The organism is Microbispora rosea, from assembly GCF_044460045.1.
Taxonomy (GTDB): Bacteria; Actinomycetota; Actinomycetes; order Streptosporangiales; family Streptosporangiaceae; genus Microbispora; species Microbispora rosea.
Genome location: NZ_JBITJO010000006.1, coordinates 349,309 through 362,252 on the forward strand (window position 1 = coordinate 349,309; position 12,944 = coordinate 362,252).

General features: G+C 70.8%; 13 protein-coding genes. 5 read left to right on the plus strand and 8 right to left on the minus strand.

From position 1 onward, the window contains the following. Positions 1-24 precede the first annotated feature (24 nt). A complete protein-coding gene (locus ACIBK1_RS26440) occupies positions 25-678 on the minus strand; it encodes a response regulator (protein ID WP_396738379.1) in 654 nt (217 codons plus the stop codon). Then, positions 675-1,904 carry a sensor histidine kinase gene (locus ACIBK1_RS26445; protein ID WP_396738382.1) on the minus strand — a complete coding sequence of 410 codons (1,230 nt, stop codon included), beginning with the start codon at positions 1,902-1,904 and terminating at the stop codon, positions 675-677. Before ACIBK1_RS26445 ends, ACIBK1_RS26440 begins: the two co-directional genes overlap by 4 nt. 134 nt (positions 1,905-2,038) lie before the next feature. Here ACIBK1_RS26445 and ACIBK1_RS26450 point away from each other — a divergent pair, with 134 nt between their 5' ends. Both ACIBK1_RS26450 and ACIBK1_RS26455 read left to right on the plus strand, forming a co-directional pair. Beyond that, positions 2,039-3,091, plus strand: coding sequence for an alpha/beta hydrolase (locus ACIBK1_RS26450; protein WP_396738385.1), 1,053 nt, complete (start codon positions 2,039-2,041; stop codon positions 3,089-3,091). After that, positions 3,081-4,247, plus strand: coding sequence for an acyltransferase family protein (locus ACIBK1_RS26455; RefSeq protein ID WP_197042677.1), 1,167 nt, complete (start codon positions 3,081-3,083; stop codon positions 4,245-4,247). The genes ACIBK1_RS26450 and ACIBK1_RS26455 overlap by 11 nt, the downstream gene beginning before the upstream one ends. Here ACIBK1_RS26455 and ACIBK1_RS26460 read toward each other — a convergent pair. The 4 genes from ACIBK1_RS26460 to ctaC form a co-directional block, all read right to left on the minus strand. After that, positions 4,204-5,319: a L,D-transpeptidase gene (locus ACIBK1_RS26460; protein WP_396738388.1), complete on the minus strand. Its 1,116-nt coding sequence runs from the start codon at positions 5,317-5,319 to the stop codon at positions 4,204-4,206. The two genes, ACIBK1_RS26455 and ACIBK1_RS26460, sit on opposite strands and share 44 nt — an antisense overlap. 193 nt (positions 5,320-5,512) lie before the next feature. After that, on the minus strand, positions 5,513-5,908 hold the full coding sequence (locus tag ACIBK1_RS26465) for a cytochrome c oxidase subunit 4 (protein WP_030508895.1): 396 nt from the start codon (positions 5,906-5,908) through the stop codon (positions 5,513-5,515). Next, positions 5,905-7,569: an aa3-type cytochrome oxidase subunit I gene (gene ctaD / locus ACIBK1_RS26470; RefSeq protein WP_030508894.1), complete on the minus strand. Its 1,665-nt coding sequence runs from the start codon at positions 7,567-7,569 to the stop codon at positions 5,905-5,907. The genes ACIBK1_RS26465 and ctaD overlap by 4 nt, the downstream gene beginning before the upstream one ends. Continuing rightward, a complete protein-coding gene (ctaC, locus tag ACIBK1_RS26475; RefSeq protein WP_030508893.1) occupies positions 7,566-8,396 on the minus strand; it encodes an aa3-type cytochrome oxidase subunit II in 831 nt (276 codons plus the stop codon). The genes ctaD and ctaC overlap by 4 nt, the downstream gene beginning before the upstream one ends. Before the next feature lie 187 nt (positions 8,397-8,583). On the opposite strand from ctaC, the gene ACIBK1_RS26480 reads away from it, so the two are divergent. Then, positions 8,584-9,717 carry a cysteine desulfurase family protein gene (locus ACIBK1_RS26480; RefSeq protein ID WP_363534691.1) on the plus strand — a complete coding sequence of 378 codons (1,134 nt, stop codon included), beginning with the start codon at positions 8,584-8,586 and terminating at the stop codon, positions 9,715-9,717. Beyond that, entirely contained in the window at positions 9,717-10,040 is a 324-nt protein-coding gene (locus tag ACIBK1_RS26485; RefSeq protein WP_081903633.1) for a sulfurtransferase TusA family protein, read from the plus strand. Before ACIBK1_RS26480 ends, ACIBK1_RS26485 begins: the two co-directional genes overlap by 1 nt. Positions 10,041-10,050: 10 nt before the next feature. Here ACIBK1_RS26485 and ACIBK1_RS26490 read toward each other — a convergent pair whose 3' ends face one another. Both ACIBK1_RS26490 and erpA read right to left on the minus strand, forming a co-directional pair. After that, positions 10,051-11,037 (minus strand): carbohydrate kinase family protein, encoded by a 987-nt coding sequence (locus tag ACIBK1_RS26490; protein WP_030508890.1) that lies wholly within the window; start codon positions 11,035-11,037, stop codon positions 10,051-10,053. A 178-nt stretch (positions 11,038-11,215) separates the two neighbouring features. Beyond that, the gene (gene erpA / locus ACIBK1_RS26495) at positions 11,216-11,569 is read right to left on the minus strand and encodes an iron-sulfur cluster insertion protein ErpA (RefSeq protein ID WP_030508889.1); all 354 of its coding nucleotides are present in this window, start codon (positions 11,567-11,569) and stop codon (positions 11,216-11,218) included. A 196-nt stretch (positions 11,570-11,765) separates the two neighbouring features. Between erpA and nadA the strand changes: the two genes are divergently transcribed. Beyond that, positions 11,766-12,920 carry a quinolinate synthase NadA gene (gene nadA / locus ACIBK1_RS26500; protein WP_197042676.1) on the plus strand — a complete coding sequence of 385 codons (1,155 nt, stop codon included), beginning with the start codon at positions 11,766-11,768 and terminating at the stop codon, positions 12,918-12,920. Positions 12,921-12,944 lie beyond the last annotated feature (24 nt).

The following is a 12,944-nucleotide window of genomic DNA, read 5'->3' on the forward strand; positions in this document are numbered from 1 at the left end:
TCGCGCCATCTGCGCGTATCCGGCTCAGCCGGTCGGGGACACGAGGCCCGTCTCGTAGGCGATGATGACGAGCCGCACGCGGTCGCGGGCGCCGAGCTTGGCGAGCAGCCGCGTCACGTACGTCTTGACGGTGGCGGCGCTGATGAACAGCTCGGCGGCGATCTCCGCGTTGGACAGGCCGCGCCCGACGAGGGTCAGCACCTCGGCCTCCCGCTCGGTGAGCCCCGTGGCCTGACGAGGCCGCGGACCGGGCGCGGCACGGCCAGCGAACTCCTCGATCAGCCGGCGGGTCACGCGCGGCGCGATCAGGGCCTCCCCGGCGGCGACCACCCGGATGGCGGCGAGGATGTCGTCCAGGGCCATGTCCTTGACGAGGAACCCGGACGCTCCGGCGCGCAACGCGCCGTGGACGTACTCGTCGTCGTCGAAGGTCGTCAGGACGAGGACCTGGGCGCCGCAGCCCTCGGTGATCAGCCGGGTGGCCTCGATCCCGTCCATGCCGGGCATGCGGATGTCCATCACCACGACGTCGGGCCCGGCCTCCTCCGCCATCCGCACCGCGTCCGCGCCGGTGCCCGCCTCTCCGGCGAGGTCGAGGTCGGGCGCGTCGGCGATGACCATCTGCAGGGCGGCGCGGACCAGCGGCTGGTCGTCGGCGAGCAGCACGCGGACGGTCATCGCACCCCCGCGGGCACGGGCAGCCGGGCCTCGACCCGGAAGCCTCCCTCGGGACGCGGGCCGGCGGCGAAGGTCCCGTGCAGGACGCCGACCCGCTCGCGCATCCCGATCAGGCCGTAACCTTCCCCGCTGTCACCGCCGCGCCCGTCGTCGAGCACCTCGATGCGCACCTCGTCGTCCCGGTAGTCGATCCACACGCGGCACGACGCCGTGCCGGCGTGACGCACCACGTTGGTCACGGCCTCCTGGACGATGCGGTAGGCCGACACGTCGATCTCCGGCGGCAGTGGACGAGGCTCCCCCAGCCGGCGCACGTCGACCCGTACGCCCGCCTGCGTGGTCGTGGCGGCCAGCCGGTCGACGCCGGCGAGGCCGGCACTCGGTTCCAGAGGCGCCGTCTCCAGGGACGCCGTCCCCAGGAGCCCGGGCGACGCCGGACGCCCCTGCTCGGGGCCGCGCAGGCCGCCGAGCATCCGGCGCAGCCCCGACAGCGTCTGGCGGCCGGCCGTCTCGATCTCGCCGAGCGCGTCCCGTGCCCGCTCCGGCTGGGTGTCGATGACCCGCCGCGCGGCGCCCGCCTGCAGGGCGATGACTCCGATGCTGTGGGCGACCATGTCGTGCAGCTCACGAGCGATCCTGAGCCGCTCGTCACTGACCGCCTGGGTCGCCGCGCGGGCGCGCAGCTGCTCGGCGTGCTCCCGCGACTCGCGCACCGAGTTGCCGAGCAGCCAGGCGATGACGGTCGTGAGGGCCACGGCCGCCTCGGACGACACCCCGATCGGCCACCCGCACATCAACCGCACCGCCAGATGGGCGCCCAGCGTGGCGAGGGCCATGACGACCGCGACGACACCGGTCCCGCGCGGCCGTTCCGCGGCGATGAAGAACACCGCGACCTCGGCCGCGAGGAACTGCGGCAGCGGAATCTCCGCCACGCCCAGGGGTAACGTCCCGAAAACGGACGCGGCGAGCACCAGGACCAGAGCCGGCAACGGGCGGCGGCGCAGCAGTGCGCCACAGACCAGCACGAGTGCGGTGGCCACCGCCATGTCGACCAGGCCGTCCCAGCGGAAGAACTGCGCCGCCGGTCGCATGGCGGGGTGCCACTCTCCGGGCAACTGCAGTCGCAGCAGGAACGTCAACGCCATGCCCCCACACCAGGCGAGGACCACCCAGGTCCCGGGCGGCAGCCGCTTCAGGGAGGGACTCGGGGGCGTGACCGGCATGCTCAGAGCGTAGAGGAGTGTCCCATTTGCGAGCATCCGACCAGGGGTTTACATCCACGGTCTGACCGGTGTCGCGGCGAATGTCGCTGACAGTCCGATGTGGCGGGGGCGCAGCTCGCGGCACCGTGAATCGGGTGATCGACACCACGCAGCCGACGGGCGCCCACGCCCGGCCGCCTTCCCCACTCCCCCTCCCCCGCGGCGGCACGGGCGAACGCCGCCACCTCCGCCCTGCCGGGGGGCGCCTGCGCCGGAGGCTGCTCGCCGCGTTCGTCGCCGCCGCGCTCGCCCTCCCGGTGACCGGTGCGGCGCGTCCCGAGGCGGTCGCCGCGCCCGTCCCGCCCCGCCTGCCCCCACTGCGGGCCGTGACCGCCGCGAGCCTGGCCGAGCGGTACGCCGCCACCCGCGGCGCGATCGAGGCGGCGATGCGGACGGCCACGGCCGCCGGTCACCGATGGCGGGCCGCGATGCTGCGGGCGATGGCCGGCCCCGCCCGGAGCTTCCTGTCCTTCGACGGCCGCGACGGCGGCCGGGTCGCCGAGGTGTTCGGCGACCTGGCGGCGGCCGACCGGATCGCGGTGATCGTCCCCGGCTCCGGCACCGGCCTCGACACGTACGGACTCCTGCGGGGCGGCTCCATGCGGCTGCAGCGGGCGCTCGGCGGCCGGGGGGCCGTCGTCGCCTGGCTCGGCTACCGGCCCCCGAGCGTCGTGAGTTTCCAGGCGCTGACTCCCGGCCGCGCGGACGAGGGCGTCCCCGCACTGCGCGCCTTCGTCCGCGACCTGGCCCGGCTCAAGCCCACCGCCCGCATCGGCCTGCTGTGTCACTCGTACGGGAGCGTGCTGTGCGGCCGGGCCGCGCCCGGTCTGGACGTCGCGGACATCATCCTGTACGGCAGCGCCGGCGCGGGCGTGGCCGACGTGGCGGCGATGCGCACCCGGGCGACCGTGTGGGCCGCACGCAGCACCGGGGACTGGGTCGGCGGCCTGCCGCACGCGGCGGTGCGCCTGCCCTTCGCCACGATCGGGCTCGGAGAGGATCCCGTGGACCCCCGGTTCGGCGCCCGGATCTTCACCGCGGGCGACGGCGGTCACAGCGACTATCTGAAAGACGGATCGCCCGCCCTGGCGAACATCGCCCGGATCCTGTCGGGGCATGCTCCCGCCGGGGTGAACCATGCTTCGTGACCTCGTCCGGCGCGTCGAGGAGGCGACACCCGGCCGGCGCGACCGGGCCGTCGACGCGCTGCGCGCCCTCGCCGTCGCCGGTGTGGTGGCCGGCCACTGGCTGGTGACCGCCCCGGTCGCCGACAGCGGCGTCCTGCGCGTCACCAGCCCGTTGAAGTACATGCCGCAGCTCGCGCCCGCCTCCTGGCTGTTCCAGACCATGGCCGTGTTCTTCTTCGTGGGCGGGCGGGTGGCCGTTGAGAGCCACGGCCGCGCGCGGGGCCGGGGCGTGGGTCACGGGCGGTGGGCCGCCGCCCGGATGGCCCGCCTGTTCCGCCCGGTGGCGCCCCTGCTGGGGGTGTGGAGCGCGGCGGCGGTCGCGATGCTCGGGTGGGGAGCCGATCCGGGGACCGTCTACGCGCTGGTCAAGCTGGTGTGGTCGCCGATGTGGTTCCTGCTGGTCTTCGCCGCTCTGACGGCGGTGACCCCGCTCGCCGCCCGGCTGCACCCGGCGTGGCCGCTCGCCGCCGTCGCGCTGGCCGACCTCGTCAGGTTCGGCCTGGACGGGCCGTCCTGGGCCGGCTGGATCAACGTGGGAACCGGCTGGCTGGTGCCGTACTGTCTGGGCGCCCTCTGGGCGCGCGGACGGCTGGACGGCCGCCTGACAGGGTGGGCGCTGCTGCTCGGCGGGGCCGCCGCCACCGCCGCTCTCGTCCTGTGGGCCGGCTATCCGGCGTCCATGGTCGGGGTTCCGGGCGCGCCGGTCTCCAACCAGTCCCCGCCCACGGTGGCGGCCGTCGCCTTCGGGCTCGCCCAGTGCGGGGCGGCCCTGGTGCTGTCGGGGCCGCTGCGGCGGGTGCTGCGCCGTCCCGCCGCCTGGGCGCCGGTGGCGCTGGCCAACCTCTCCGCGATGACGATCTTCCTGTGGCACCAGACCGCGATGATCGCGGTCACGGCGGCGGCCCTGCGCCTCGCGGGCGGCCCGCTGCCCGGGCTGCACACCGTCCCCGGCGATCCCGGCTGGGTGGCCGCCCGGCTGGCGTGGCTGCCGGCGTTCGGGGCGGCCCTGGCCGTGTGCTGGGCCGTCTTCCGCCGCCACGAGACACGCCGCCCACGCGGCGCTGATAGGCCGCTCAGAGGGACTCGGCGGGAGCCGCGCGCAGGCGGCTCCGCTTGAGCCATTCCGGCCAGGAGTCCTGCCAGTAGCTCCAGCCGTTGGTCGCCTCCAGCTTGCGCGGCGTCCCGGTCACGATGATCGGGTCGCCGATCAGGGTGTTGTTCTTGAACCACTTGGCGTTCTCGGGGCTGACGTTCACGCAGCCGTGGCTGACGTTGGAGTTGCCCTGGTCGCCGACCGACCACGGAGCGCCGTGGACGTACTCGCCGGTGTTGGAGATGCGGACGCTGTTGTACACGGTCGTCTCGTAGTAGCCGGACTGCCCCGGCGAGGCGTCCGGAGACGTCATGACCGTGACGTCCTCCCTGGACATCGCCACGTGGATCCCGCTGGTGGTGTGGTGGCGGAGCACGTCGCCCATGCCCGCGCTGATCGGCATGTTCTTGATCTGCTTGCCGTCCCGCTCGATCTTCATGTAGTGGGTCTGGGTGTTGGCGACGCTGATCTGCGAACGGCCGATCTCGAAGTCCCTGACGTAGTCCTGCTTGCCGTACATGCCCTCGCCGCCCCTGATGCCGGCCAGGCGCGCGGTGACGCGGACCTTCGTGTACGTCGGCCAGTACTTCTCCGGGCGGAAGACCACGTTCTTGTCGTCGAGCCAGTGCCAGGCGCCGTCGATGGGCTTGGACGCCCGCACGATCAGGTTGCGCTCGACGGACACGCGGTCGCCGATCGGCTTGTCGAAGGTGATGATGATCGGCATGCCGATGCCGACCTTGAGCCCGGTGTCCTGCTTGTTGGGCAGCAAGGTGGAGATGCCGAAGGTCTTGGCGGCCTGTTTCGTGGCGAAGCGTACGGTCCTGGTGGCCGAGCCGCCGGAGCCCGCGGCCGTCGCCTCGACGCTGTAGGCCGTCCCAGGAGCCATGGGACGCTCACTGCGCCACTGGGTGCGGTCGGGACTGAACACGCCCGCCACGGGCTTCCCCGCGGCCTGTACGGCCACGTGGGTGAGCGTGCCGCCCGCCGCGCCGATCAGGATCGGAAGCTCGGGCGGCAGGTCGGCCGCGCCGTCCAGCGGGCTGATGCTGATCGCTGTCCCTGGGCCTCGATCCTCGTCGCGCCCGCCTGACATGGAACACCCGGCAACCATCACGAGAAGGGCCAGCGCCCCCGCACCAGCACGCACGTCCGTCCCCCTAGCGTCGCTTTCCGGGGGTTATTCCCTGGTGACGTACCGCTCGGGCAGTCCGGGGACCGCATGCCGGCAAAGAACGCGGACGGCCGGTCGGCGAGAACGCCGACCGGCCGTCAGAGGATTCGCGCGATCAGTGCGAGAAGTTGCCCCGGTAGTACTGGAACACGAACCCGATCATGCTCATGACCGTGCAGAACAGGCCGATGAAGAACAGCCACCAGCCGACCGCGAAGCCGAAGAACGTCAGCGCGGCCGACAGGCACACGAACAGCGGCCACCAGCTGTGCGGGCTGTAGAAGCCGATCTCGCCCGCGCCGTCGCTGATCTCGGCTTCCTTGTTGTCCTCCGGCTGGTCGCCGACGCGACGCGCGGTGAACAGCAGGTAGTAGCCGATCATGAGGGCCAGGCCGACGGAGATCGCCATGGCGGTGGTGCCGGTCGGCTCCTTGGACCAGAACCAGTAGACCACGTCCGCGGCGGCGAAGAAGACGCCGCAGAGCAGGAACATCCATCCCTGGATCTTCATCGGGACTCCTCCACCAGCTCCGGCTTGGCGGTGATGTGCGGGTACTTGAGGTCGAACGCCGGGCGCTCGGACCGGATGCGCGGCAGCGACGTGAAGTTGTGCCGCGGCGGCGGGCAGGAGGTCGCCCACTCGAGCGAGCCGCCGAAGCCCCACGGGTCGTCCACGGTGACCTTGGGCGCCTTACGCCACGTCACCCACACGTTGTAGAAGAACGGCAGGGTGGACAGGCCGAGCAGGAGCGCGCCGGCCGAGGAGACCATGTTCAGGTCGGTGAAGCCGTCGCTCGCCGAGTAGTCGGCGTAGCGCCGGGGGAAGCCGATGACGCCCAGCCAGTGCTGCACCAGGAAGGTCAGGTGGAAGCCGAAGAACAGCAGCCAGAAGTGGAGCTTGCCGAGCTTGTCGTTCAGCATCTTGCCGGTGAACTTGGGCCACCAGAAGTAGAACCCGGCGAACATCGCGAACACCACGGTGCCGAAGACCACGTAGTGGAAGTGGGCCACGACGAAGTAGGTGTCGCTGATGTGGAAGTCCAGCGGGGGCGACGCCAGGATGACGCCGGTCAGGCCGCCGAACAGGAAGGTCACCAGGAAGCCGACCGCGAACAGCATCGGCGCCTCGAACGACAGGTGTCCCCGCCACATGGTGCCGATCCAGTTGAAGAACTTCACTCCGGTCGGCACGGCGATGAGGAACGTCATGAACGAGAAGAACGGCAGCAGCACCTGGCCGGTCACGAACATGTGGTGGGCCCACACGGTGACCGACAGGCCGGCGATGGCGATGGTCGCGCCGACCAGGCCGATGTACCCGAAGATCGGCTTACGGCTGAAGACCGGAAGGATCTCGGTGATGATGCCGAAGAACGGCAGCGCGATGATGTAGACCTCGGGGTGACCGAAGAACCAGAACAGGTGCTGCCACAGCATCGCCCCGCCCGTGGGCGAGTCGAAGATGTGCGCGCCCAGCTTGCGGTCGGCCTCAAGGGCGAGCAGCGCGGCCGCCAGGACCGGGAAGGCCAGCAGCACCAGGATGCTGGTGAGCAGGATGTTCCAGGTGAAGATCGGCATCCGGAACATCGTCATGCCGGGGGCCCGCATGGTGAGGATCGTGGTGATGAAGTTCACCGCGCCGAGGATCGTGCCGAGACCGGACAGCGCCAGGCCGAGGACCCACAGGTCGCTGCCGAGGCCCGGCGAGGTCACCGCGTTCGACAGCGGCGCGTACGCGGTCCAGCCGAACGACGCGGACCCGTTCGGGGTGAAGAAGCCGGAGACGGCGATCGTGCTGCCGAACAGGTAGAGCCAGTAGCTCACCATGTTCAGCCGGGGGAACGCCACGTCGGGCGCGCCGATCTGCAGCGGCATCAGCTCGTTGGCGAAGCCCGCGAACAGCGGCGTCGCGAACATGAGCAGCATGATCGTGCCGTGCATGGTGAACAGCTGGTTGAACTGCTCGTTGGACACGACCTGCAGCCCCGGCTGCGCGAGCTCGGCCCGCATCACCAGCGCCATGAGGCCGCCGATGAGGAAGAACACGAACGACGTGATCAGGTAGAGGTGCCCGATCACCTTGTGGTCGGTCGAGGACAGCCACTTGGCGATGACCGTGCCCTTGGTGTACGGCCGCGCGGCGATGCCGGCCGGTTCCTGGATGGCGGTCACTGCGCACTCCCCGCCTGGCTCTTGATGTACTGGTCGAACTCGGCCTGCGGGACGAGCTTCACGGAGAACAGCATCTTGCTGTGGTCGGTGCCGCAGAGCTCGGCGCATCGGCCGACGAAGACACCCGTCTTGTCGAGCGTCGTGATCTGGAAGCGGTTGTGCACGTTGCCCGGGAAGACGTCCTGCTTGAACAGGAAGGCCGGCACCCAGAACGAGTGGATGACGTCGGGCGAGTGCAGGTCGAACTGGACCTGGGTGTTGACCGGCAGCACGAGCTGCGGACCCTGCGGGTTCTCCGCGCTCTGCTTGCTGAGGTCCACGGGCACGCCCGCGACCACGGCCTTCTGGCCCTGGTATTCGGTCGTGAAGCGCCAGCTCCACTGGTAGCCCTCGACGGCCACCTTGACCGGGGCGGCCTTGGTGATCCGCGTGATCTCGGTCTCGTCACGGGCCGTGAAGTAGAAGAAGACCGCGACCATGATGACCGGGACCACCGTGTAGAGGATCTCGATCGGCAGGTTGTAGCGCACCTGCGGAGGCAGCTGATCGGGGCTGTTCTTCTTCTTACGGTGGAAGATGCACGCCCACAGGATCAGTCCCCAGACGACCACGCCGGTGGCGAGAGCCGCGATCCAGCTCCCGTTCCAGAGCGTCTGGACGATGCCGGCCTGCTTGGTGACACCTTCCGGCATGCCCCCACGGGACCACTGATCGATCGCCTGGTTGCTACACGCCGTCCCGGACGCCACCAGCAGCGCCAGGGCGGCGGCTCCGGGCAACCGGCGGCGTGCCCACGGTCGCCGTGTCGTACGGCGGGTCGGACTCACGGATCGCCTACCCCACAGATGAAGCCCAAGAGTTCCTCTCCTGGGCGGTTTTTCCAATTGACCCTTAGGTGAGACCGGCGCCAGTCTTCCGGCCGGTCAGACCTTTACTTGGTTGAGTTCACGCTGGGGGACACATTAGCGCGGACCGGCGCCGCCCCTCTGAGCAGCCCCCGTTAATGTCCTAACTGTGGCCTACCTGGACGCGGCTTCGACCGAACCTCTCCATCCCGCGGCCCGTGACGCCTTGCTGGCGGCGATCGACGCCGGCTGGGCCGATCCCGCCCGCCTGTACGGCACGGCGCGCCGCGCCCAGATGTTACTGGAGCGCGCGAGGGCAGAGGTAGCCGAGCTGATCGGCGCCCGGCCCGACGAGGTGTCGTTCACCTCGTCGGGGACGCAGGCCGTGCACCTCGGCGTGCTCGGCACGCTGGCCGGCCGCCGCCGGGCCGGGACCCGCCTGGTGGCGAGCGCCGTCGAGCACTCCAGTGTCCTGCACGCGGGCGCCCTCCACGAGGGCGGCGGCGGCGAGATGGAGATCGTGGGCGTGAGCCGTACGGGCCGGGTGGACGCGGACGCGTTCGCCGAGGCCGTGGCACGGCCCGGCGCCGCCCTGGCGTGCCTGCAGACGGCGAACCACGAGGTGGGGACCCTCCAGCCGGTCGAGGAGGCGGCGCGGGCCTGCCGTGAGGCGGGTGTGCCGCTGCTGGTCGACGCTGCGCAGTCGGCGGGCCGCCTGCCGGTCCCCGACGGCTGGTCGGTCCTGACCGCGAGCGCGCACAAGTGGGGCGGACCGGCCGGGGTGGGCGTTCTGGCGGTGCGCAAGGGCGTGCGATGGCGCTCGCCGCTGCCCGAGGACGAGCGGGAACGGCGGCGCGTGCCGGGGTTCGAGAACGTGCCCGCGATCGTGGCCGCCGCCGCGGCGCTGCGCGCCCGGGCCGAGGAGGCGGAGGCCGAGGGACGGCGGCTGTCCGCCCTGGTCGACCGGATCCGCGCCGAGGTGCCCCGCCTGGTGCCCGACGTGGAGGTCGTCGGCGACCCGGTCCTGCGGCTGCCGCACCTCGTCACGTTCTCCTGCCTGTACGTCGAGGGCGAGGCGCTGCTCACCGAGCTCGACAAGGCCGGTTTCGCCGTCTCGTCCGGCAGCTCCTGCACGGCGAGTACGCTTCGTCCATCGCATGTTCTGGAGGCAATGGGCGTGCTTACGCATGGAAATGTGCGGGTATCGCTGCCCCGTGGCGTGTCCGAGGACGACATCGATCGCTTCCTCGCGGTGCTCCCGGACATCGTGCGGCGGATCCGGTCGAGCTTGGGGGTGCACTGATGTGGCGCAGACGGACGGGCGGCGCCCGGCGGTCTCCCGAGGCGGTTGGGGCCGAGCCCGCCGAAGTCGCCGAGCCGATCCAGCCGGCGGAGCCGCCCGCGCTGACGATCGACGCGCTGGGCCGCAAGTGCCCGATCCCGATCATCATGCTGGCCGAGCGGATCAACCAGGTGGCGACGGGCGGGGTGGTCGCCGTGCTGGCCGACGACCCCGCCGCGTTCACCGACGTCCCGGCCTGGTGCCGGTTGAAGTCACACGAGCACGTGGGGAGCTACGAGCTGCCTCACGGCGGCTGGTCCATCCACGTGCGCCGCAACTACTGAGCGCCCGTCCTCAGGCGTAGTGGCAGCGGGCGTGCCCGCCCACCTCGTCGGCCGCCTCCGAGCCATACGCCGCGGCGAAGCGCTCCAGGAAGACGCGCTGGCTCAGCTCGTACTCCTGGCAGCCGACCTGCTCGAGCACGTGGGTGGCGGTGAGGTTGCCGATCTGGCCGCAGCGCTCCAGGGACAGGCCCCAGGCGAGCCCGGAGAGGAACCCGGCGCGGAAGGCGTCGCCGACGCCGGTCGGGTCGGCCTTGCCCAGCTCGGGCGCCGGCGGGATGTGCAGCGACGGCTCGCCCTTGCGGTCGATCCTGGCGCCCTTGGGCCCGAGGGTGGTCACCCGTACGCCGACCCGGTCGAGGATCTCCTCGTCCGACCAGCCGGTCTTCTGCGCGATCAGGCCCAGCTCGTAGTCGTTGCTGAACAGGTACGCCGCGCCCTCCACGAGCTGGCGGATCTCCTCGCCCGGCATGCGGGCGAGCTGCTGCGACGGGTCGGCGGCGAACGGGATGCCCCGCTGCCGCGCCTCGTCGGTGTGCCGCAGCATCCCCGCCGGGTCGTTGGGGCTGATCAGGACGAGGTCGAGCCCGCCGAGACGGTCGGCGATCGGGCCCAGCTCGATCTCCCTCGCCTCGGCCATCGCGCCGGTGTAGAACGAGGCGATCTGGTTGTGGTCCTCGTCCGTGGTGCACAGGAAGCGCGCCGTGTGGTGCAGCTCGGAGATGTGCACCGAGTCGCAGTCGACGCCGTGGCGCTCCAGCCACGAGCGGTAGTCGGCGAAGTCGGTGCCGACGGCGCCGACGAGGACCGGGGTGAGCCCCAGGCAGCCCATGCCGAACGCGATGTTGGCCGCGCATCCGCCACGGCGGATCTGCAGTTCGTCGACGAGGAACGACAACGAGACCCGGTCGAGCTGCTCGGCGATGAGCTGGTCGCCGAAGCGGCCGGGGAACGTCATCAGATGGTCGGTGGCGATGGAGCCGGTGACGGCGATGCGCACGGGGTCATTCTCCTCGTTGTCAGCATCAGAGAGACAGGGGCGGGGACGTTGTCCCGCCGAACCTCCTGAGCGTACCGTCTCGGGCACGACGACGCCCCGCACGGAACAACCCGTACGGGGCGCTCGACCCACCCTCCATCGCGGCACGAGCCCGGCGACGCCGGGCACGCGCTCGCCGTCAGTTGAACGAGTCGCCGCAGGCGCACGACCCCGTCGCGTTGGGGTTGTCGATGGTGAAGCCCTGCTTCTCGATGGTGTCCACGAAGTCGACCGTGGCGCCGATGAGGTACGGCGCGCTCATCCGGTCGGTGACGACGTTCACGCCACCGAAGGTGGCGACCACGTCGCCGTCCATCGACCGGTCGTCGAAGAAGAGCTGGTAACGCAGGCCGGAACAGCCACCCGGCTGGACGGCCACCCGGAGCTGCAGCCCTTCCTCGCCCTGCTGCTCGAGCAGGCTCTTGACCTTGGCCGCGGCCGCGTCAGTCAGGATCAGGCCCTGCTGCGTGGTCTCGCTGCTCTCAACCGTCATGTGCTGACTCCCGCGTCTGCGCCAACCGCCCTTCGGGGCGGTCTGATTGGTTCTGACGTCCTACCTAGACGCTACCAACACCCGTGCAGCCCTACACATTCCAGATGCCTCACAGGCAACCGCGCGACGAACCAGGCGAGGTGATGTGTAATGATTAGTCGTCAGTTAGACGATAAGTCCCCGAGGGGGTGTGGTCGTGACGATCACAGAGACTGGCCTTCCGCTTTTCATCCTGGGCCGGGACACCGACCCGCACAGCGAACGCGGCGTCGACTGCCCGGGCGAGCTGCCTCCCGCGTCCGATCCGACCCTCGTGGAACGCGCCCGCGTGGCCAAGGAGCGGCTCGGCGACCGGTTGTTCGTGCTCGGTCACCACTACCAGCGCGACGAGGTCATCCAGTTCGCCGACGTGACCGGCGACTCGTTCAAGCTCGCCCGCGAGGCCGCCGCCCGGCCCGAAGCGGAGTACATCGTGTTCTGCGGTGTCCACTTCATGGCGGAGTCGGCCGACATCCTGACCGGTGACACGCAGAAGGTGGTGCTTCCCGACCTGGCCGCCGGTTGCTCGATGGCCGACATGGCGACCTTCAACCAGGTCGAGGACTGCTGGGACGCCCTGGAGGACGCCGGCATCGCCGACCGGGTCGTGCCGATCACCTACATGAACTCCAGCGCGGACATCAAGGCGTTCTGCGGGCGGCACGGCGGCGCCGTGTGCACCTCCTCGAACGCCAAGCGCGCCCTCGACTGGGCGTTCGAGCAGGGCGAGAAGGTGCTGTTCCTGCCCGACCAGCACCTGGGCCGGAACACGGCCGTGCTGGAGATGGGGCTGTCGCTGGACGACTGCGTGGTCTACAACCCGCACCGCCCGAACGGCGGCCTCACCCGGGAGCAGCTGGAGAACGCGAAGATGATCCTGTGGAAGGGCCACTGCTCGGTCCACGGGCGCTTCTCCGCTGCCTGCGTGGACGAGGTGCGCGCCCGCATCCCCGGGGTGAACGTGCTCGTGCATCCCGAGTGCCGCCACGAGGTCGTGACCAAGGCGGACTTCGTCGGCTCGACCGAGTACATCATCCGCATGCTGGAGGAGGCCCCGGCCGGGTCCTCCTGGGCCGTCGGAACGGAGCTGAACCTGGTGCGCCGGCTGGCGAACCGGTTCCCCGACAAGACCATCACGTTCCTCGACCGGACCGTGTGCTACTGCTCCACCATGAACCGCATCGATCTTCCGCACCTGGTCTGGGCGCTGGAGTCGCTGGCCGACGGCGAGGTCGTCAACCAGATCACGGTCGACGCGGACACCACCCACTGGGCCAAGGTCGCCCTCGACCGCATGCTGGCCCTGCCGTAACCGAGGCCGCCGTGATCGGGGCAC